18 protein-coding genes and 1 pseudogene are annotated in these 18372 nt (G+C 63.2%); 14 read left to right on the top strand and 5 right to left on the bottom strand.

What is annotated here, in order from left to right:
- Positions 1-17: 17 nt before the first annotated feature.
- Complete coding sequence (locus FJ943_RS08955) at positions 18-1061, bottom strand: aldo/keto reductase (protein ID WP_140661935.1); 1044 nt, start codon at positions 1059-1061, stop codon at positions 18-20.
- Between the two features lie 271 nt (positions 1062-1332).
- Between FJ943_RS08955 and ppk2 the strand changes: the two genes are divergently transcribed.
- Positions 1333-2253 carry a polyphosphate kinase 2 gene (ppk2, locus tag FJ943_RS08950; protein WP_015318259.1) on the top strand — a complete coding sequence of 307 codons (921 nt, stop codon included), beginning with the start codon at positions 1333-1335 and terminating at the stop codon, positions 2251-2253.
- Between the two features lie 254 nt (positions 2254-2507).
- On the opposite strand, the gene FJ943_RS08945 is transcribed toward ppk2, so the two are convergent.
- The 4 genes and pseudogenes from FJ943_RS08945 to FJ943_RS08930 all read right to left on the bottom strand — a co-directional run bounded on the left by FJ943_RS08945 (position 2508) and on the right by FJ943_RS08930 (position 5624).
- Entirely contained in the window at positions 2508-3152 is a 645-nt protein-coding gene (locus tag FJ943_RS08945; RefSeq protein ID WP_140720783.1) for a dihydrofolate reductase family protein, read from the bottom strand.
- A gap of 150 nt (positions 3153-3302) precedes the next feature.
- Positions 3303-3410 (bottom strand): annotated as a pseudogene (locus tag FJ943_RS29915) (glyoxalase superfamily protein); the annotation flags it as partial.
- 248 nt (positions 3411-3658) lie between these two features.
- The gene (hemB, locus tag FJ943_RS08935) at positions 3659-4690 is read right to left on the bottom strand and encodes a porphobilinogen synthase (RefSeq protein WP_140617064.1); all 1032 of its coding nucleotides are present in this window, start codon (positions 4688-4690) and stop codon (positions 3659-3661) included.
- A gap of 112 nt (positions 4691-4802) precedes the next feature.
- A complete protein-coding gene (locus FJ943_RS08930; RefSeq protein ID WP_140720781.1) occupies positions 4803-5624 on the bottom strand; it encodes a DUF2066 domain-containing protein in 822 nt (273 codons plus the stop codon).
- 163 nt (positions 5625-5787) lie between these two features.
- Here FJ943_RS08930 and FJ943_RS08925 point away from each other — a divergent pair, with 163 nt between their 5' ends.
- The 13 genes from FJ943_RS08925 to FJ943_RS08865 all read left to right on the top strand — a co-directional run bounded on the left by FJ943_RS08925 (position 5788) and on the right by FJ943_RS08865 (position 18364).
- Entirely contained in the window at positions 5788-6828 is a 1041-nt protein-coding gene (locus FJ943_RS08925) for an enoyl-CoA hydratase/isomerase family protein (RefSeq protein WP_140720779.1), read from the top strand.
- The gene (locus FJ943_RS08920; RefSeq protein ID WP_015318253.1) at positions 6825-7247 is read left to right on the top strand and encodes a DUF6163 family protein; all 423 of its coding nucleotides are present in this window, start codon (positions 6825-6827) and stop codon (positions 7245-7247) included. Before FJ943_RS08925 ends, FJ943_RS08920 begins: the two co-directional genes overlap by 4 nt.
- 341 nt (positions 7248-7588) lie before the next feature.
- Complete coding sequence (locus tag FJ943_RS08915) at positions 7589-8104, top strand: winged helix DNA-binding protein (protein WP_013896002.1); 516 nt, start codon at positions 7589-7591, stop codon at positions 8102-8104.
- Positions 8105-8455: 351 nt separating this feature from the next.
- Positions 8456-9709: a murein L,D-transpeptidase gene (locus tag FJ943_RS08910; RefSeq protein ID WP_015318251.1), complete on the top strand. Its 1254-nt coding sequence runs from the start codon at positions 8456-8458 to the stop codon at positions 9707-9709.
- Positions 9710-9844: 135 nt separating this feature from the next.
- Positions 9845-11485 (top strand): Na+/H+ antiporter, encoded by a 1641-nt coding sequence (locus tag FJ943_RS08905; protein ID WP_140720777.1) that lies wholly within the window; start codon positions 9845-9847, stop codon positions 11483-11485.
- Positions 11486-11665: 180 nt separating this feature from the next.
- Positions 11666-12979 (top strand): serine hydroxymethyltransferase, encoded by a 1314-nt coding sequence (gene glyA, locus FJ943_RS08900; protein ID WP_015318249.1) that lies wholly within the window; start codon positions 11666-11668, stop codon positions 12977-12979.
- A 97-nt stretch (positions 12980-13076) separates the two neighbouring features.
- Positions 13077-13655, top strand: coding sequence for a hypothetical protein (locus tag FJ943_RS08895; RefSeq protein ID WP_181174531.1), 579 nt, complete (start codon positions 13077-13079; stop codon positions 13653-13655).
- Between the two features lie 158 nt (positions 13656-13813).
- A complete protein-coding gene (gene nrdR, locus FJ943_RS08890; RefSeq protein ID WP_015318247.1) occupies positions 13814-14293 on the top strand; it encodes a transcriptional regulator NrdR in 480 nt (159 codons plus the stop codon).
- A 2-nt stretch (positions 14294-14295) separates the two neighbouring features.
- Positions 14296-15432 carry a bifunctional diaminohydroxyphosphoribosylaminopyrimidine deaminase/5-amino-6-(5-phosphoribosylamino)uracil reductase RibD gene (gene ribD, locus FJ943_RS08885; protein ID WP_140720773.1) on the top strand — a complete coding sequence of 379 codons (1137 nt, stop codon included), beginning with the start codon at positions 14296-14298 and terminating at the stop codon, positions 15430-15432.
- Between the two features lie 6 nt (positions 15433-15438).
- The gene (locus FJ943_RS08880) at positions 15439-16056 is read left to right on the top strand and encodes a riboflavin synthase (RefSeq protein ID WP_140720771.1); all 618 of its coding nucleotides are present in this window, start codon (positions 15439-15441) and stop codon (positions 16054-16056) included.
- Positions 16057-16164: 108 nt separating this feature from the next.
- Complete coding sequence (ribH, locus tag FJ943_RS08875) at positions 16165-16659, top strand: 6,7-dimethyl-8-ribityllumazine synthase (RefSeq protein ID WP_015318244.1); 495 nt, start codon at positions 16165-16167, stop codon at positions 16657-16659.
- Entirely contained in the window at positions 16656-17156 is a 501-nt protein-coding gene (nusB, locus tag FJ943_RS08870) for a transcription antitermination factor NusB (RefSeq protein WP_015318243.1), read from the top strand. Before ribH ends, nusB begins: the two co-directional genes overlap by 4 nt.
- A complete protein-coding gene (locus FJ943_RS08865) occupies positions 17153-18364 on the top strand; it encodes an MFS transporter (protein WP_140720770.1) in 1212 nt (403 codons plus the stop codon). The genes nusB and FJ943_RS08865 overlap by 4 nt, the downstream gene beginning before the upstream one ends.
- Positions 18365-18372 lie beyond the last annotated feature (8 nt).

Below are 18372 nucleotides of genomic sequence, written 5' to 3'. Positions count from 1 at the left end.
TCTCTGCCTGACGCTGATCAGATATCGCTGCGGTCGAGAACCAGATCGGCTGGGCCGAAGCGATCCTTCGCTGTCAGTTGCTGGTGCCAGTAGGGGTAGAGCAGAGCCGGCCGGCTGACCGCGTCGAGGCGCTGGCGTTCTTCGGTGCCGAGCTTCAGGGCCGCCGCCGCAAGGTTGTCCTTGAGCTGAACGTCATTGCGGGCACCGATCACCAGCGAGGAGACGGCAGGGCGTCCGAGCAGCCAGGCGAGCGCCACCTGCGCCGCCGAGACGCCACGATCCTTGCCGATCTCGACCAGCACATCGACGATCCGCCACAGCCGGTCCTCGTCGCGGATCGGCGGCTCGGACCAGCCGGCAAGCTGGCGAGCGGTCGGGCTGTCGCGGCGGTATTTGCCCGACAGCAGGCCGCCGGCGAGCGGGCTCCAGACCAAAACGCCCAGCCCTTGGTCGACCGAGATCGGCAAGAGCTCGTACTCGGCCTCGCGCGCTTCCAGCGTATAGTGGATCTGCTGGGTGACGAAGCGTTGCTGGTGACGGCTGTCGCTGATGGAAAGCGCCTTCATCACCTGCCAGCCGGAATAGTTGGAGCAGCCGATGTAGCGCACCTTGCCCTGGCTGACCAAACTGTCGAGCGCGGCAACGGTCTCCTCGAGCGGAGTGAGGCCGTCCCATTGGTGGACGAAATAGATGTCGATGACATCGGTCTTCAAGCGCTTCAGGCTGCTCTCGCATTCACGGATCAGATGATGGCGCGACAGGCCCTCGTCGTTCGGGCCCTTGCCGATCCGCATCCGCGCCTTGGACGCGATCAGCACATCGTTCTTGCGCTTGCCGCCGAGAGCTTCGCCTATGATCTCTTCGGAGAGGCCGTTGGAATAGACATTGGCGGTGTCGATGAGGTTGATGCCGGCATCGATGCACATATCGATCATCCGCTTGGCTTCGGCGAGATCGCTGTTGCCGACCGCGGCGAAGGGCCCGGCGCCGCCGAATGTCATGGTGCCAAGCGTCAGTGTCGAAACCTTCAGGCCGGAACGGCCAAGGGTGCGGTATTCCATGTCAGATCCTCACGATTTTGTTGAAGAGGCGTGCCGGCAAGGCAGGCCTGGAAGGCGACCGCGCATTTGTAGGACAATTCGGCCGGCTTGTCGCCATGCGACGACGGTCGATCGATCGTACATTGCGGAATTTGCAACGCCGGCAATTGCGCCTGTGCTGCAATAAAACCGTCACTGCCGGCCTATATTGAAGTCGGCTCAGGTGTTTCCATTGGCCAGCAATTGGAGCGCCCAGTGGTAACCGACAGGGCTTGCAAGCGGAGCAGTTGATATGACCGAGCTGAAACAGAATTCCCCTGCCAAGGACTGGCTTGAAGCCGAGCTCGCCGACACGCTCGACGAGGACTATGAGCTCGAAATGTCGGAGCCGGCCCTCTCGATGGAGATCGCCAAGATCTACAAGAACTCGCATCCGCCTTCGATCGATCGCATGCAGTATTTTCGCGACCTGATCAGCCTCCAGTCCGAATTGATCAAGCTGCAATCCTGGGTCGCCTACCACAAGAAGAAACTGGTGGTGATATTCGAGGGCCGCGACTCCGCTGGCAAGGGCGGCGTCATCAAGCGCATCACACAGCGGCTCAATCCGCGTATCTGCCGCGTCGTGGCGCTTCCGGCTCCGACCGAACGCGAGAAGTCGCAATGGTATTTCCAGCGCTATGTCCCGCATTTGCCGGCAGGCGGCGAGATCGTTTTGCTCGACCGCTCCTGGTACAACCGCTCCGGCGTCGAACGGGTAATGGGTTTTGCCAGCCCCGAGCAGGTCGAGGAGTTCTTCCATGACGTGCCGGAGTTCGAGCGCATGCTGGTGCGCTCGGGCATCACCGTGGTCAAATATTGGTTCTCGATCACCGACGAGGAACAGCAAATGCGCTTCCTGATGCGGATCCACGACCCGATGAAACAGTGGAAGCTGTCGCCGATGGACCTGCAGTCGCGGGTGCGCTGGGAACACTACACCAAGGCCAAAGAGGAGACCTTCGCCCGCACCAACATTCCCGAGGCGCCCTGGTTCATCGTCGAGGGTAACGACAAGAAGCGCGCGCGGCTGAACTGCATCGACCATCTGCTCAAGCAGCTGCCGTATGAAGAGGTCCCGCACGAGGAGATCACGCTGCCGGAGCGCGTCTTCAACCCGGAATACGAGCGCCAGGTGCTGCCGCGCGAGCTTTACGTGCCGGAGAAGTATTGAGCGAGAGTTTGTCCTTCTCCCCGTCACTATACGGGGAGAAGGTGCCGGGCAGGACAATGAGGGGCGGCGCTGGCTTTGACAATTGAGCCCGGATAAACCCCCGCGCGCGCTATCTTCTTCTGCTGACACATTGCCATCGGACATGCTCGACAGCGCAATCTTCTAGCGCTAGCGCCGCCCCTCATTGTCCTGCCGGACATTTCTCCCCGTATAGTGACGGGGAGAAATGGGCTTTCGTCGAGGGTTTCGCCACCTTACGCCCGCTTGATCACCACGTGCGTGGCCAGTGCCGTCGCCACCTGTTCGCCGCACTGGTAGCCCAGATTCAGCATGTCGAGGCCCGCAAAAAGGTTCTCGCCTCTGCCAAGCAGCACCGGCGAGATCGCCAGGTGCATCTCGTCGATCAGCTTTTCCTGCAGATACTGCCGGATGGTGGAGACGCCGCCGCCGACCCGCACATCCTTGCCTGACGCGGCGGCTTTGGCCTGTTCGAGAGCCGAATGGATGCCGTCGGTTACGAAATAAAAAGTCGTGCCGCCTTCCATCACGATGGGATCGCGCTTGTAATGAGTCAGCACGAAGGTCGGGACGTGATAGGGCGGATTGTCGCCCCACCAACCCTTCCAGCTGTCGTCAGGCCACTCGCCCCGGATCGGCCCGAACATGTTGCGGCCGAGGATCCAGGCGCCGACATTCTCGAAGCTGCGCGCCGCAAAGTCTTCGTCAACGCCTGTCTCGCCGCCTTCCTGGCCAAACATCTTGCGGAAGGTGCGAGTGCTGAAAGCCCATTTGTGCAGGGCCGGTCCGCCGACACCGAGCGGATTTTCAAGGCTCTGATCGGGACCGGCGCCATAGCCGTCAAGCGACAGGCTGAAAGCGTTGACGCGAAGTTTGGACATGAGGACCTCCTCCTTGAGAACCGGTTGTATTTTGCAAGTGGTTTCTTCTATCAAACTGATCTTGAATTGCAAGCGGTTTTCGAGGCGGAAAAAAGGTATTTCCGAATCTTGCCGCCAAGCTACGGTCGCCGCCTCATTGGCCGGTCAGTGGCGCGCGACGATCTCAAGGGCCTCGCTGTGCCTGATCGGCAGGTCGCGGGCGGCAAGCGCCTCCCGCATGGCTTTCGCCATCGTCTTGGCATCGCGATAGGCAAGCATGTCCGTTTCTTCGGGTCACGGCGAAGCCTTTGTCAGTGCCCGCAATGCCGACACCTTCGCCCGACGGTGAAACGGGTCAGGAAGCATCCTCAGGAGGCGTTCGCCATACCTCTTGGCCGAGGTGCGGGCTGCCGGCCGCTCCCATCATAGCTGCAGCCGCCAGTTTTTGTCAGCGGGTTTTCGATAGAACCGCCGACCAGTCGAAAGAGTGGTGACATCTACTGAAGTGCCTTGCCCGGGAAGTCGGGCTACCCCTTCAGCATCACAGCCACTTCGGGTGCGAAATAGGTCAGGATGCCGTCGCAGCCGGCGCGCTTGAAGGCGAGCAACGATTCCAGCATCGCCTTCTCTCCATCGATCCAGCCATTGGAATCAGCCGCCTTGATCATCGAATATTCGCCCGAGACCTGGTAGGCGAAGGTCGGCATCTGGAATTCGTCCTTCAGCCGGCGGATGATGTCGAGATAGGGCAGGCCGGGCTTGACCATCAGCATGTCTGCGCCCTCGGCGAGGTCCTGTTCGGCCTCGCGCACCGCCTCGTCCGAATTGGCGTGGTCGATATAATAGGTCTTCTTGTCGCCCTTGAGCAGACCGGCGGTGCCGACCGCCTCGCGATAGGGGCCGTAAAAGGCCGACGCGAACTTTGTGGCGTAGGACATGATCGCCACGTCCTGGAAACCGTTGGCGTCGAGCGCGTCGCGGATGGCGCCGATACGGCCGTCCATCATGTCGGACGGCGCGATGATGTCGGCGCCGGCCGCCGCCTGGATGACGGCCGCCGCCGCGACCTGTTCGACGGTCTCGTCATTGACGATGATGCCATCGCGCAGGATGCCGTCATGGCCATGGCTCGTGAACGGGTCGAGTGCGGCGTCTGTGATGATGCCGATCTCGGGTACCGCGTCTTTGATGGCGCGTGTGGCGCGGTTGATGATGTTTTCAGGGTCGAGGATGTGGGAACCCGTCTGGTCGCGCAGGCCGAGATCGACGTTGGGGAAGGTGGCAAGGGCCGGGATGCCGAGCTTGGCCGCCCGTTCGGCCTCCTTGACGGCAAGGTCGACCGAAAGCCGGAAGACGCCGGGCATGGCGGCAATCGGCTCTCGGACATTCCTGCCCTCGACGACGAAGATCGGCCAGATCAGGTCGTCGACCGAAAGCCTGTTCTCCTGCACGAGCCGGCGCGACCAGTCGGCCTTGCGCATGCGGCGCAGGCGGCGGCTGCCGGTGACGTCATCGACGCTGCGCGTGCCGGCAGCTTTTGCTGGGGTGAATTTGTTCATGGCCAAAACTCCGGATCCGCGGCTTTTACCACGAGCCCTTGTGCTGACCAATGCGACACGTTTGTGCCAGCGCCGAAAGCTGCCACAGCGCTGTCCCGCCACGCCTATTGGTTCAGGGCTGCCCGTTGCCCGAAAGGATCTGTGCCGCGCCTCCGATTGCCACACGGAACGCGTCGTCGAAGCTGACACCGCGCACCTGCCAACGATAGGTCTTGCCGTGGTCGGCCAGTCGCCAATCGGCGACCCAGCCCAGTTCCTTGTCGCTCCACACGATGCTGCCGGCGAGCGCTCGGTCGCCTCCGGCTTGCTTCGCCACTCGATCCAGCCTTGCCATGTCCGTCGCGCGCAGCGCTTCTTCGCCCAAGCCGGCAAGTTGCGCGGCCTTGGGAAGCGCGACATGCATCAGCATCGGCCCGCTGGCATTGACGAAGGATTCGCGCATCGTCTCGCCACGCCCTTCCTCGGCGCTCAGCATGAAATGCCGCGCGCCTTGTTCGGTCGTGAGGAAGACGGTGAGTGTCGGCCGCTCGCCAAGCCAGGGCCTGCTGCCGAGCGACGCCAGCAGCCTGTCGATCACATCAGGCTTGTAGAAGCAGGTGAGATCGTGCGGCCGGTCATGCGTCCCTTGCTCGTCATGGATCGGAATGCCCTCCATCCGGTCATGGTAGCGGAACCAGTCGACAAAGCTGCCGGCCTTGTCGCGCAGCGCGTCCATTTCGCGTCTGGCAAGCAGCCGCTGATCGCCCGAAACACGGACGAGCACCTTGTCGAGGCAGGTCCTGAAGCCGAGCTGACGATTTTCTTCACCCTGGCCGGTGACAATGGTCTGCGAGTGGTAAAGGTCGCCAAGGTCGGCTGCCCCCGCGGGGACATTGGTTGCCCACAAAAACGGCAGGCAACTCAGAACAAAGGCAAAGCGCAAAAATTGCGGCATGGCTAACTATCCTGCTCTCGGCCTGTCGTACCGGCCACCAATGTCTAGCATCGGCGACCGCTAGCCGCCAAGATCGAGGCGGCCAAGCTGCAGCCATTGACGCACCCATGTGCCGCCTTTAGCACTTCAGTCCCGCAGGCGCGGGAACAAGGATTCTCTGGCGATGGATTTTGGTGGAGGCGACGAAATTCGCTTCGAAAGGTTGGGCAGGGCCGGGGTCGTCACGCTGACGCGGCCGCAGGCGCTCAACGCCGTCACCCATCGCATGATCAAGGCGCTGGGCAAGGCCCTGCGGTCTTGGGAGCGCGACGAGGGTGTGGATGTCGTCGTGGTCAAGGCCGAGGGCAGGGCGTTTTCGGCCGGGGGCGACATCCTGCACATCTACGAAGCCGGCCGGGCTGGAAACCCACCGGTCGAATTTTTCGCCGACGAGTATCGCCTCAACGCCTACATCGCGCGTTTCAAGAAGCCCTATGTGGCGCTCATCGACGGTATCGTGATGGGCGGCGGGGTCGGCATTTCCTTCCACGGTTCGCACCGGGTGATGACCGAGAATGCCCAGTTCGCCATGCCGGAGGTCGGCATCGGCTTTTTCCCGGATGTCGGCGCCAGTCATCTGCTGCCCGACCTTGGCGGTTCCTTCGGCATGTACCTGGCGCTGACCGGGAACCGCATTCGTTATGGCGATGCGCTGTGGTCGGGGCTGGCCACCCACACCATCAAGGCTGAAGACCAGGCAAGCTTCCTCGATCGGCTGGCGCTGACGGACGATCCGGAATCGGTGCTGCGCGGTTTCTTTGTCTCGGCCAAGCGGGAGACCGACAGGCCGATCCTGGAGGCGATCTCCCGCCATTTCGCCCAACCGTCGCTGCCGGATCTGATCGACAGCCTGGACCGCGCGGGCAATGACGAATTCGCCACCGGGACGCTGGCAACGATCCGCACGCGCTCGCCGACCAGCCTTCGCGTCGCCTGGCGACAGATCAGCGCCGGGCAGACATTGTCGATGGACGACTGCATGAGGATGGAGTTCCGCATCCTGAACCGGATGCTGGCCGGCCACGATTTCTACGAAGGCATCCGTGCCGCCATCATCGACAAGGGCTCGAAGCCGCAATGGCGGCCGGCAGCGATCGATGCGGTTAGCGAGGCGGATGTCGAGGCCTATTTTGCCCCGCTCGGCGATCGGGAGCTCGAGCTGTGAGCGAAGTGACATCGAGACGCGTCATCCTGCAGCCCTCGACGGTCGAGGTGATCTTCGCCTGGTTCCAGCGCGTCATCGCGGGCTACTGCCTGCTGTTCGGCATCCTCTACTGGATCAAGCTGATCGGCTTCTATCCGGGCTCGCTGTGGCGGTTCGACCTTATGCCGGTGCATTGGCAGGTGGCGGCGGTGATGCTCGCCGTGTTCTTTCCCTTCGCCGCGGCGGGGTTGTGGATGCTGGCGTCCTGGGGTCCGGTGATCTGGTTCATCTGCGCGGTCACGGAGACGGTCATGTATGCCGGCTTTCCCGAGCTTTTCGGCCATCGTCTGCTGATTATCGTCTCGCATGCCTGCGTGGCGCTGCTCTATATCGTCTTTCGCGTCGTCATCTACCTGCAGAAACGACCGGCACGGCACTAATGCATGTCGCCCCGAAGTGTCCTCGGTTGCGGGACAACGACATGCATAAAATCAGAAGCCTGCGGCAGGTCGGGCGAATCCTGTTCGCCGCGACACGCTGCAAGCCCTTGTACGCGTTGACGACCTGGCGACCGCCTGAATCCGGCGCGGCGATCATTGCCTAAATCTTTAGGTTAATCATCCTTGCTCGGGTGACCGTTCGTTAAGCGTCTTGCGAAACCTCTTACCGGTAAGCTCTTGTTAGCCCTAGCGTTTAAGTCGAATTTTATGAGTATTCGATAGTGTCGCGATCAAGGTGAAAAACAAAAAATCACCAAGGCGACAAACGAGAGGCAAAGACAATGATCAATTCGCGTCCGGCGGCGAAGACCGCCAACGTTTCCGACGATCGCCGCGAGGCTATCCGTTCCCTGTACATGGAATCGCTGCAGCTGGTCGAGCGCCTGCACCGCCGTCTGCTTGATGTCATCAAGGACGAATTCGACCGCAACGGCCGCTCCGACATCAACGCCATCCAGGCGCTGCTGCTCTTCAACATCGGCAATTCCGAGCTGACCGCCGGCGAACTGCGCTCGCGTGGCTATTATCTCGGCTCCAACGTTTCCTACAATCTGAAGAAGCTGGTCGATCTCGGCTTCATCAATCACCAGCGCTCGCGCATCGACCGCCGTTCGGTCCGTGTCTCGCTGACGCCGAAAGGCAATGAAGTGGCAGACGTGGTTGCCGGTCTCTATGAGCGCCATGTCGGCTCGATCGAACAGGTCGGCGGCATCAACACCGACGAGTTCAAGCAGATGAACCGCGCTTTGCAGCGCCTCGACCGCTTCTGGAACGACACGATTGCCTACCGGATGTAAGAGCATCCTGGAAACGGAGCCCCGCCGCAGAAGCGTGGCCGAAACAGCGACCTCCAGTCAGGGCCGGTGCCGAAAAGCACCGGTCTTTTCTTTTCGCGCGTTCGGCCAAAGCAAATTACGGGCCAAGGCCACGTTGCCGCCATATTCCAATGGAACCGAGAGCGGCAGTGATGCTGTGGTGAAGACCATGCGTCCACCCGCAACCGTGTCGCGCCCCTTGCCTTGGTCGCCAATGTGATACGGACCATGGTTGGCTAATTGTTAAGATTGCCGATTTTAGAGTGCGGGCGAGATCGCGCGATGGTCGACGCAGCAAGTGATCGAACCGCTACAAGAATGTCTGGAACGTCCATGAGAACCAGCCGCCGCTTTTTCCTTTCCGGAGCCTCCGCGCTCGCCGCCGCCGTGATGGCTGGGCGTGCGAATGCGCAGGATGTGATCGGGGATATCCTGAAATCCTCGGCCCGCGGCAACTGGGACGATCAGTTCGATGCCCGCGCCAGCGAAGGCGGCAAGGTGGCCTCGACGCTGCCCATCTTCAGTCCCCAGACCGTCGCCTTCACCGAGCAGGCGGTCGCGCAGTATCAGAACATTGTCGGGCAGGGCGGTTGGACGGACGTTCCCGCAACCAAGAAGCTGCAACTCGGCGTCGATGACCCGGACGTGGTGCCGCTGCGCAAGCGCCTGATGGTTGCGGGCGACCTGTCGCAGAGCGCCGGCATTTCGACGGCTTTCGATTCTTACGTCGATTCGGCGGTCAAGCGCTTCCAGTTGCGCCACGGCCTGCCGGCTGACGGCTCGATGGGCAAATACACCTACGCCGCGATGAACGTTTCGGCGCAGATCCGGCTCGGCCAGTTGCAGACCAATCTGCAGCGGCTGAAGGAAAAGGCCGGCACGCTGGGCAGCCGTTATGTGCTGGTCGACATTCCGGCGGCGCAGATCGAAGCGGTCGAGAACGACCGCGTCGTGCTTCGCCACACCGCGATCGTCGGCAAGATCGATCGCCAGACGCCGATCGTCAATTCCAAGATCAACGAGATCATCGTCAATCCGTACTGGAACGCCCCGGTCTCGATTGTACGCAAGGACATCATTCCGTTGATGCGGAAGGATCCCGATTATCTCAAGAACAGCCATATCCGCCTGTTCGCGCCCGATGGCAGCGAAGTCGATCCGATGAATGTGGACTGGTCGACGGACGATGCGGCCAAGTACCGTTTCCGCCAGGATCCCGGTTCGGAAAACGCCATGGCGTCGGTCAAGATCAATTTCCCGAGCCCGGACGGCGTCTACATGCACGACACGCCGCAGCAGAGCCTGTTCGGCAAGATGATGCGCTTCGATTCCTCGGGCTGCGTGCGTGTCCAGAACGTGCGCGATCTCGTCACCTGGATCCTTCGCGACACGCCCGGCTGGGATCGCCAGCATTTCGAGGCGGCCATCAAGACCGGCCAGAACACGCCGATCCAGGTCACCAACCCGGTGCCGGTGCATTTCCTCTATCTCTCTGCCTGGTCGACAGGACCCGGCGTCGTCCAGTTCCGCGACGACGTCTATGCGCTCGACGGCAACAGCGAACTGCAGATCACGTCTTCGCTGTAACGAGCTGATATTTTTTCCAAAAAGCCGCTCTCAGGGGCGGCTTTTTTGTTGCGGACGCCGTCAGATCCACTCATTCGACCGGCTGGACGAAGCTCAGGCGATTGGCGGTGGTCGGCAAACAGCCGGGATCGTGCCATGGACGTCGCCATCTTCATTCTCGTCGTGCTCGTCTTCGTTGCGCTGTCGGGCGCGCTCGTCCGGCTGGTTCGGGTGCCGCTGCCGGTGCTGCAGATCGCCATCGGCGCGGCCCTTGCCTGGCCGGCCAAGGGCCTGCATGTCGAGATAGATCCGGAGCTTTTTCTGCTGGTGTTCATCCCGCCGCTCCTGTTCGGCGACGCCTTCGCGGCGCCCAAGCGCGAACTCGTCGCCTTGCGCGGACCCATACTCGATCTCGCCGTCGGGCTCGTCTTCTTCACCATTGTCGGCTTCGGCTATGCCTTGCATTGGCTGGTGCCGAGCATTCCGCTCGTCGTCGCATTCGCGCTGGCTGCCGTGCTGTCGCCGACCGACGCCGTGGCGGTGTCCGCGATCGTCGACAGGAATGTGGTTCCGTCCCGGCTGATGCACATATTGGAGGGCGAGTCGCTGCTCAACGACGCGTCGGGCCTGGTCATGTTCCGCTTTGCGGTGGCGGCGGCATTGACCGGCAGCTTCTCCTTCGCGGGAGCCTCGCTCAGCTTCCTCTACGCCGTCGCCGCCGGCATCCTGGCCGGTGTCGCGGCGCTGTTCATCGCCGCCAAGGCGCTGCAACTGCTCAACCGCATCGGCGGCGTGCCGGCCGAGGCGCAGGTTCTCGTCATGATCCTGCTGCCTTTCGTCGCCTATCTCGGCGCCGAGCATGTCGGCGCCTCGGGCATCCTGGCGGCGGTCACCGCCGGCCTGCTGACCGGGGCTTCCGGCATGTACCGCTTCCTCGGCGTGTCGGCGCGCATGCAGACCCTGTCGCTTTGGGCGACGCTCACCTTCGTCTTCAATGGCGCTCTGTTCATCCTGCTCGGCCTGCAGCTTCCCGACATCATCCGCAAGGTCCCACCGGAACTGTCCAGCCGTCATTGGCTGATCGAGCCGGTGGCGACGGTGCTGATCCTGACGCTCTGCCTGATCGGACTGCGCTTCCTGTGGATCTGGGTCGGCGACATCGCCCAGGCGATCGCGGCGCGCATCGGCAAACGCGAGGCCGAGCCGTTCGGATTTCGCGTCCGGCTTGCCGGCTCCGTGGCCGGCGTGCGCGGCGCCATCACATTGGCGGGCATCCTGTCATTGCCGCTCGCTTTGCAGGACGGCTCTCCCTTTCCGGCACGCGATGTGGTGATCTTCCTTGCCGCCGGCGTCATCATCTGCTCGCTTCTGATCGCCAGCCTTGCCTTGCCCAGGATAGCGCGGGGGCTGGTCGAGCCGGGCAAGGATCCGGCGGCGGCGGAAGAGCGCCGGGCGCGCGTGGGCGCCGCCAATGCGGCGATCGCCAGGATCGAGAGCATCGCCAACGAGGCAGGCGAGGGCGAGGCGGTCCAGGCCCGGCTGGCCGTCGCCGACAGCATCGTGGCAGGCTACCGTAGACGCATCGCGGCTTCGGACGAAGCCGACGAGGCCCGCGCCGAGGCTCGCGAGGCCGGCAGGCTGGAACTGGAACTCAGGGCGGCCGGCATCGAAGCCGAGCGTGCAGCGCTGCGCGCCATGTTCCGCAGCCAGGAGATCAACGATCACACGATGCGCGCGCTGTTTTCTGAAATCACCTTGACCGAGGCCTTGTTGAAGCAGCGGCGGGACAGGAAATAGCGATCCGCCGCGATCTGTTGGCGCAAACCGGCCAGCAAATTTCGCGCTGCAAACGTGGCGAGCCCAAAACAACTGTGTTAATGGCCCGGCGAACGCAATGCATGTCGCCCAAGGCCGTTGAGTGGTTCGGGACGACGGCGTGCACGAATTTGCCCTTCCAACCCTAGGGGAACTCAGGCCATGGCAACAGCAGCGGCGGCGTCCAACAAATTCGAATCCTTCTTCGAAACCACTTTGGAAGATGCCGATCCGGAGATCTTCGGCGCCATCCGCAACGAGCTCGGTCGCCAGCGCCACGAGATCGAACTGATCGCCTCCGAAAACATCGTCTCGCGCGCCGTGCTCGAGGCGCAGGGGTCGATCATGACCAACAAATATGCCGAGGGCTATCCGGGCAAGCGCTACTATGGCGGCTGCCAGTTCGTCGACGTGGCCGAGGAACTGGCCATCGAGCGTGCGAAAAAACTGTTCGGTTGTAACTTCGCCAACGTCCAGCCGAATTCCGGCAGCCAGATGAACCAGGCGGTGTTCCTGGCGCTGCTGCAGCCCGGCGACACTTTCATGGGCCTCGACCTCAATTCCGGCGGACATCTCACCCATGGCTCGCCGGTCAACATGAGCGGCAAGTGGTTCAAGGTCGTCTCCTATGGCGTGCGCAAGGACGACCATCTGCTTGACATGGACGCCATCGAAAAGACCGCGCACGAGACCAAGCCGAAGCTGATCCTGGCCGGCGGCACAGCCTATTCGCGCATCTGGGACTGGAAGCGTTTTCGCGAGATCGCCGACGCCGTCGGCGCCTATCTGATGGTCGACATGGCGCACATTGCGGGCCTCGTTGCCGGCGGTGTGCATCCCTCGCCCCTGCCGCACGCCCATGTGGTGACGACCACCACGCACAAATCGCTGCGCGGCCCGCGCGGCGGCATGATCCTGTGCAATGACGAGGATATCGCCAAGAAGATGAACTCGGCGGTGTTCCCCGGCCTGCAGGGCGGACCGCTGATGCATGTCATCGCCGCCAAGGCGGTGGCCTTCGGCGAAGCGTTGAAGCCGAGCTTCAAGGTCTATGCCGAAAGCGTGGCCGCCAACGCCAAGGCGCTTGCCTCCAGCCTCAAGGAAACGGGCCTCGACATCGTCTCCGGCGGCACCGACAACCACCTGATGCTGGTTGATCTCAGGCCTAAGAACGCCACCGGCAAGCGCGCCGAGGCGGCCCTTGGCCGCGCCAACATCACCTGCAACAAGAACGGCATCCCCTTCGATCCGGAGAAGCCCTTCGTTACCTCTGGCGTGCGGCTCGGCACGCCCGCGGGCACCACGCGCGGCTTCGGCCAGGCCGAGTTCCGCGAGATCGGCAAGCTGATCGCCGAGGTGCTGGATGGGCTCAAGGTCGCCAATTCCGACGAAGGCAATGCCGCGGTCGAGGCGGCGGTCAAGGCCAAGGTCGTCGCATTGACCGATCGATTCCCCCTCTATCCCTATCTCGGTTGATTCCTTATCTCGGTTGACCGGGCGCGAAGCGTCATCTTTTATCCACCGGCATCGCGTCACCCCTGATCGGGTGACGCATCGAACCGGAGAATTGATGATGCGCAATTTCTGTCTTGCTTCTCTCGGCGCCTTCGGTTGGCTGGCCGCCTGCGGCCCCGTTTTGGCGCAGACGCAGCCCTCCGCGGACATGCCTGCCACAAGCACTTTCGGCCGGTGGACGACCATGGTCGATACGCTCGACACCGGCCAGGACGCGCACAAGACCTGCGCGGCCTCCACGGCGTTCTTCGATGCGAGTGGCAATTCGGGCACGCTGACATTGTCAATCTCGACCGGCGACGCGCTGCCGCCCGATGCTTATCCGGCAATCTTGATCACCATCGACAACAAGAGCCTGCTAACCGGCAAGAAGATCGCGGCGACTTTCGGCGATCCCGGCGTCAAGGTTTCGACGACTGTCTATTCCAATGACGCCGTCAACGGCCGTCCGAGCTGGACGGTCGACAACCAGGCCAAGACCAGTCTTGCGCTGCTGCGGGCCATGCGCCAGGTTACCTCGCTCGATGTGGCTTTCGGCAAGCAGGCTGTCGCCAGCATTCCGATGGACGGTTTTACAAAGGCCTATCGCAATCTCGGCGCGTCTTGTGGCTTTCCAACCAAGGACGTGGCGCCATAGCGGGCTGGCCGGCGCAACTGCTTGCCGTGCTGGCAATCTTCCTCGCGCCTCGCTATCTCTGAGGTACGGCAGGCCGTGGAAAAGCGGAACTGCTTCAATCCGCACCGGAAAGGTTCTAAGCCTTTCACCCCACCAGATTCGCGAACCCAAGGCTCTCCATGCGCTGTCCCTATTGCCAGTCCGAAGATACGCAGGTGAAGGATTCGCGCCCCGCCGAGGATGGCGCGGCGATCCGCCGGCGGCGTGTCTGCCCCGATTGCGGCGGCCGTTTCACGACGTTCGAGCGCGTGCAGTTGCGCGACCTCGTCGTGGTCAAGAAGTCGGGACGAAAAGTGCCGTTCGACCGCGACAAGCTGTTGCGCTCGGTCGAGATCGCGGTGCGCAAGCGCAATGTCGACCCCGAGCGCATCGATCGCGCGGTGACCGGGATCGTGCGCCAACTGGAAAGCTCCGGCGAAACGGAAGTGGCCTCGGGCGAGGTCGGCCGGCTGGTCATGGATGCGTTGAAATCGCTCGACGATGTCGCCTATGTGCGCTTCGCCTCGGTCTATCGCAATTTCCGTGAGGCCAAGGATTTCCACGAGCTGCTCGGCGAGCTGAAGGGGGACGAAGAAAAGAGCGAAGAGGACGCCGGCTGAGCATGGCAGCACCGGAACGCAGCGAGGCCGAACAAGCGGCCCTTGACCGCCGTTTCATGGCTGCGGCCTTGCGGCTGTCGCGCAAGAACGCCGGACGCACCTCGACCAACCCTTCCGTCGGCACGCTGATCGTGCGCGATGATGGGACCGGGCCGATGATCGTCGGTACCGGCGTCACCGCCGTCGGCGGCCGGCCGCACGCCGAGACCGAGGCGCTTGCTGAGGCCGGCGAACTCGCGCGTGGCGCAACCGCCTATGTCACGCTCGAGCCTTGCGCCCATCACGGCCGCACACCGCCTTGTGCCAACGCGCTGGTCAATGCCGGCATTGCGCGTGTCGTGGGTGCCGCCAGTGATCCCGATCCGCGGGTCTCCGGCAAGGGTTACGCCATCCTGCGCGAGGCCGGTGTCGAAGTGGTCGAAAAGGTCCTCGCCACGGAAGCTGCCGAACAGATGGCGGGCTATTTGATTCGCTCTCTGAGAAAGCGCCCGGAAGTAATTCTGAAGCTTGCGCTTTCCAGCGACGGCAAGATCGGCAGGGAAGGCGCCGGCCAGGTCGCGATAACAGGCGACATGGCGCGCCGCGAAGTCTACCTGATGCGCGCCGAGGCGGACGCCATCCTGGTCGGCATCGGCACGGCGCTGGAAGATGATCCGGCACTGACGGTGCGTTTGCCCGGACTGGAGAACCGGTCGCCGGCACGCATCGTGCTCGACCGCCAGATCAGGCTGCCGGAGGGCTCGAAGCTGGTGTCGGGCGTCGATCGCGTACCTCTTTATGTGGCGGCTTGCCTGGAGGCCGATCCGCAGCGCCGGGCCGCGCTCGAGCGTGCCGGCGTGCGCTTCATCGGTACGGAGACGCACGAGGGCGGAGTCGCATTGCCGGAGCTGCTCGAGGATTTGGCGGCGCTTGGCATGGCAAGCGTGCTGGTCGAGGGCGGCGCCAAGGTGGCGAGCGCCTTCCTGGCCGACGGGCTGGTCGACCGCATCGTGCTGTTCCAGGGACCGGAAGCGATCGGCCAAGATGGCATTGCATCGCCTGTCGACGCTGACCATGTCCCCGTGGGTTTTCGCAAGCTGCGCGAGATGCGGTTCGGCGAAGACGGTTACGCCGAATGGATCAGGGATTTTCAGGGATAGCGATCGATGTTTACCGGGATTGTCACCGATATCGGCACCGTGGCCGCCATCAAGCCGCTGCGGGAAGGGGTGGGACTGCGCATCGACACCGCCTATGATCCCGAGACCATCGCCATCGGCGCGTCGATTTCCTGCGGTGGCGTCTGCCTGACGGTCACGGCTTTGCCCGACAGCGGCTCGAACGCGCGCTGGTTCGAGGTCGAGGCCTGGGAGGAGGCGCTCAGGCTGACCACGGCGTCCGGTTGGAAGTCCGGCACCAGGATCAATCTGGAACGGGCGCTGAAGATCGGCGACGAGCTTGGCGGCCACATCGTTTCGGGCCATGTCGACGGCACCGCCGAGATCGTTGAACGCCGGGATGAGGGCGATGCGGTGCGCTTCACACTGCAAGCGCCGCGCGATCTGGCGAAATTCATCGCGCCGAAAGGCTCCGTCGCGCTTGATGGCACCTCGCTCACTGTCAACAGGGTCGAGGGCACCCGCTTCGACGTGCTGTTGATCCACCACTCGCTGACCGTGACCACCTGGGGCGAGCGCAAGGCAGGCGACCGCGTCAATCTCGAGATCGATACCATGGCCCGCTACGCCGCCCGGCTGGCGGAGGCGGCGAAAGAGGGGCTTTGATCGCCTGCGGGACAGTCCGACCCACGGCAATCTGATACGCGTCGGGCAATCTTCCGCTTGCGATCAAACCGGCTTCGGCCTAAGTCACCGGCGACTCCGGAGACATCTATGGCTGGCACATCCCAACACGGCAAGGCGTTCATTCGTCCCAAGAAGAAGGCTCACCTCCTCGTCATCGAGGCGCGCTTTCACGACGACCTTGCCGACGCACTGCTCGATGGCGCGACAAGCGCGCTCGACGAAGCGGGCGCGACTTACGACGTCGTCACTGTTCCCGGTTCGCTTGAAATTCCCGCGGTGATCACCTTCGCGCTCGACGGCATGGCCGAAGGCGGGACGGGCTATGACGGCTTTGTCGCACTCGGCACCATTATCCGTGGCGATACCTATCATTTCGACATCGTCGCCAATGAATCCAGCCGTGCGCTCATGGACCTGTCCGTGCAGGACTCGGTCTGCATCGGCAACGGTATCCTGACCACCGAGAACGATGCGCAGGCGTGGACGCGGGCCAAGCGCTCCGAAGGCGACAAGGGCGGCTTTGCCGCGCGCGCGGCGCTGACCATGATCGCGTTGAAGGAACAACTGGGAGCGCAATCGTGAGCGAACCCGCTTCGCCCGGACAGCCCGCGGTGCGCCACGCCAACAAGCGCGGCGCTGCCCGTCTGGCCGCCGTGCAGGCGCTCTATCAGATGGATGTCGCCGGCAGCGGCGTGTTCGAGATCACCGCCGAGTACGAGGCGTTCCGTCTCGGCAAGGAAGTCGACGGCGCGCTCTATCGCGAGGCGGACGCGCAGTGGTTTCGTGCCATCCTGACCGGGGTCGTCGAGAACCAGAAGACCATCGATCCGATCATCCGCCAGGCCCTGACCGACGACTGGCCGCTGTCGCGCCTCGATTCGACGCTCCGTGCCATTCTGCGCGCGGGCGTCTACGAACTGATGAAGCGCGAGGACGTTCCTGTCGCGGTCATCGTCACCGAATATGTCGACATCGCCAAGGCCTTCTACGAGGAAGACGAGCCGAAGCTGGTCAATGCCGTGCTCGACCGCGTGTCACGCCGGGTGCGTGGCGAGGGACGCGGCAAGGACGCTTCGTGACCGCCATCGCCGTCGAGGCGGGCAAGGAGGCGCGGCGCACCGCGCTGATCCTCGCCGCCTCGCAGGCGATCATCGGCTCGGCGGCTCCCATCGCCATTTCCATGGGCGCGCTGGCCGGGCAATATCTGCTCGGCGCCGACAAATCCCTGGCGACCGCGCCGATCACCGGCTTCAATCTCGGTGTGGCGCTAGGCGCCTTGCCCGCGGCCGCCATTATCCGCTGGCTGGGGCAGCGTGGCGGTTTCATGACCGGAACCGTGGTCACCGCGCTCGGCGGGCTGGTCGCCACCCTGGCTTTATTCCACGGCAGCTTTTGGCTGTTCGCGTTCGCGCTGCTCGTCATCGGTGTCGGCGGCGCCTTCGTCCAGCAGTTCCGTTTTGCCGCGGCCGACAACGCGCCGCCGGCGTTCAAGGCCCGCGCCATCTCCTTCGTGCTCGCCGGTGGCATCATCACCGCCATCCTCGGGCCGCAGATCGTCATCTTCACGCGCGAATTATTCGCACCAGTCATGTTTGCCGGTTCCTTCGCCTCGATCCTGCCGCTGGCGGCTGTCGGCGCCGTCATCCTGTCGTTCCTTCGTTTGCCGTCGAGGACCGCGAGCAAGGTGGACGTTGCCGACGGCGATGCCCGACCCCTTTCCGAAATCGTCACCAAGCCGCGTTTCGTCGCGGCGCTCTTCTGCGCCGTCGGCAGCTACGCGCTGATGAGTTTCGTCATGACCGGCGCGCCGCTCGCCATGGTGGGCTGCGGCCTGTCGGAGGACGATGCGACGCTGGGCATCTCCTGGCACGTCATGGCGATGTTCGGGCCAAGCTTCTTCACCGGCTCGCTGATCCATCGCTTCGGCGCCGAGCGCATTGTCGCCCTCGGCCTTCTGTTGCTGATCGGCTGTGCCGTCGTTGCCTTGTCGGGCCTGGCGCTGTGGCAGTTCTGGACGGCGCTGATCCTGCTCGGCCTCGGCTGGAATTTCAGCTTCATCGGCGCCACCGCCATGGTGGCGGCCAGCTACCACCCTTCCGAAAAGGGCAAGGTGCAGGGCTTCCACGACTTCGTCCTGTTCGGCTCCGTCGCCTGTGCGTCGCTGATGTCGGGCATGGTCTACAACGCCTGGGGCTGGACCATGCTCAACTGGATGATCTTTCCCGTCGCCGCACTTTGCTTCGTGGCACTCGGCGCGCTGAAGATCACAAGCTTGCGGCCGGCTTGACGCGAATT

It is taken from the genome of Mesorhizobium sp. B2-3-10 (assembly GCF_006442275.1).
Classification (GTDB): domain Bacteria; phylum Pseudomonadota; class Alphaproteobacteria; order Rhizobiales; family Rhizobiaceae; genus Mesorhizobium; species Mesorhizobium australicum.
Note: the sequence above shows the minus strand (reverse complement) of the source record. Positions and strands in the feature narration are given on the sequence as shown.

Bases quoted from the DNA above. Each gene is read 5' to 3' on its own strand.
- FJ943_RS08955 (WP_140661935.1), bottom strand. From the start codon at position 1,061: ATGGAATACCGCACCCTTGGCCGTTCCGGCCTGAAGGTTTCGACACTG.
- ppk2 (WP_015318259.1), top strand. From the start codon at position 1,333: ATGACCGAGCTGAAACAGAATTCCCCTGCCAAGGACTGGCTTGAAGCC.
- FJ943_RS08945 (WP_140720783.1), bottom strand. From the start codon at position 3,152: ATGTCCAAACTTCGCGTCAACGCTTTCAGCCTGTCGCTTGACGGCTAT.
- hemB (WP_140617064.1), bottom strand. From the start codon at position 4,690: ATGAACAAATTCACCCCAGCAAAAGCTGCCGGCACGCGCAGCGTCGAT.
- FJ943_RS08930 (WP_140720781.1), bottom strand. From the start codon at position 5,624: ATGCCGCAATTTTTGCGCTTTGCCTTTGTTCTGAGTTGCCTGCCGTTT.
- FJ943_RS08925 (WP_140720779.1), top strand. From the start codon at position 5,788: ATGGATTTTGGTGGAGGCGACGAAATTCGCTTCGAAAGGTTGGGCAGG.
- FJ943_RS08915 (WP_013896002.1), top strand. From the start codon at position 7,589: ATGATCAATTCGCGTCCGGCGGCGAAGACCGCCAACGTTTCCGACGAT.
- FJ943_RS08910 (WP_015318251.1), top strand. From the start codon at position 8,456: ATGAGAACCAGCCGCCGCTTTTTCCTTTCCGGAGCCTCCGCGCTCGCC.
- FJ943_RS08905 (WP_140720777.1), top strand. From the start codon at position 9,845: ATGGACGTCGCCATCTTCATTCTCGTCGTGCTCGTCTTCGTTGCGCTG.
- glyA (WP_015318249.1), top strand. From the start codon at position 11,666: ATGGCAACAGCAGCGGCGGCGTCCAACAAATTCGAATCCTTCTTCGAA.
- FJ943_RS08895 (WP_181174531.1), top strand. From the start codon at position 13,077: ATGCGCAATTTCTGTCTTGCTTCTCTCGGCGCCTTCGGTTGGCTGGCC.
- nrdR (WP_015318247.1), top strand. From the start codon at position 13,814: ATGCGCTGTCCCTATTGCCAGTCCGAAGATACGCAGGTGAAGGATTCG.
- ribD (WP_140720773.1), top strand. From the start codon at position 14,296: ATGGCAGCACCGGAACGCAGCGAGGCCGAACAAGCGGCCCTTGACCGC.
- FJ943_RS08880 (WP_140720771.1), top strand. From the start codon at position 15,439: ATGTTTACCGGGATTGTCACCGATATCGGCACCGTGGCCGCCATCAAG.
- ribH (WP_015318244.1), top strand. From the start codon at position 16,165: ATGGCTGGCACATCCCAACACGGCAAGGCGTTCATTCGTCCCAAGAAG.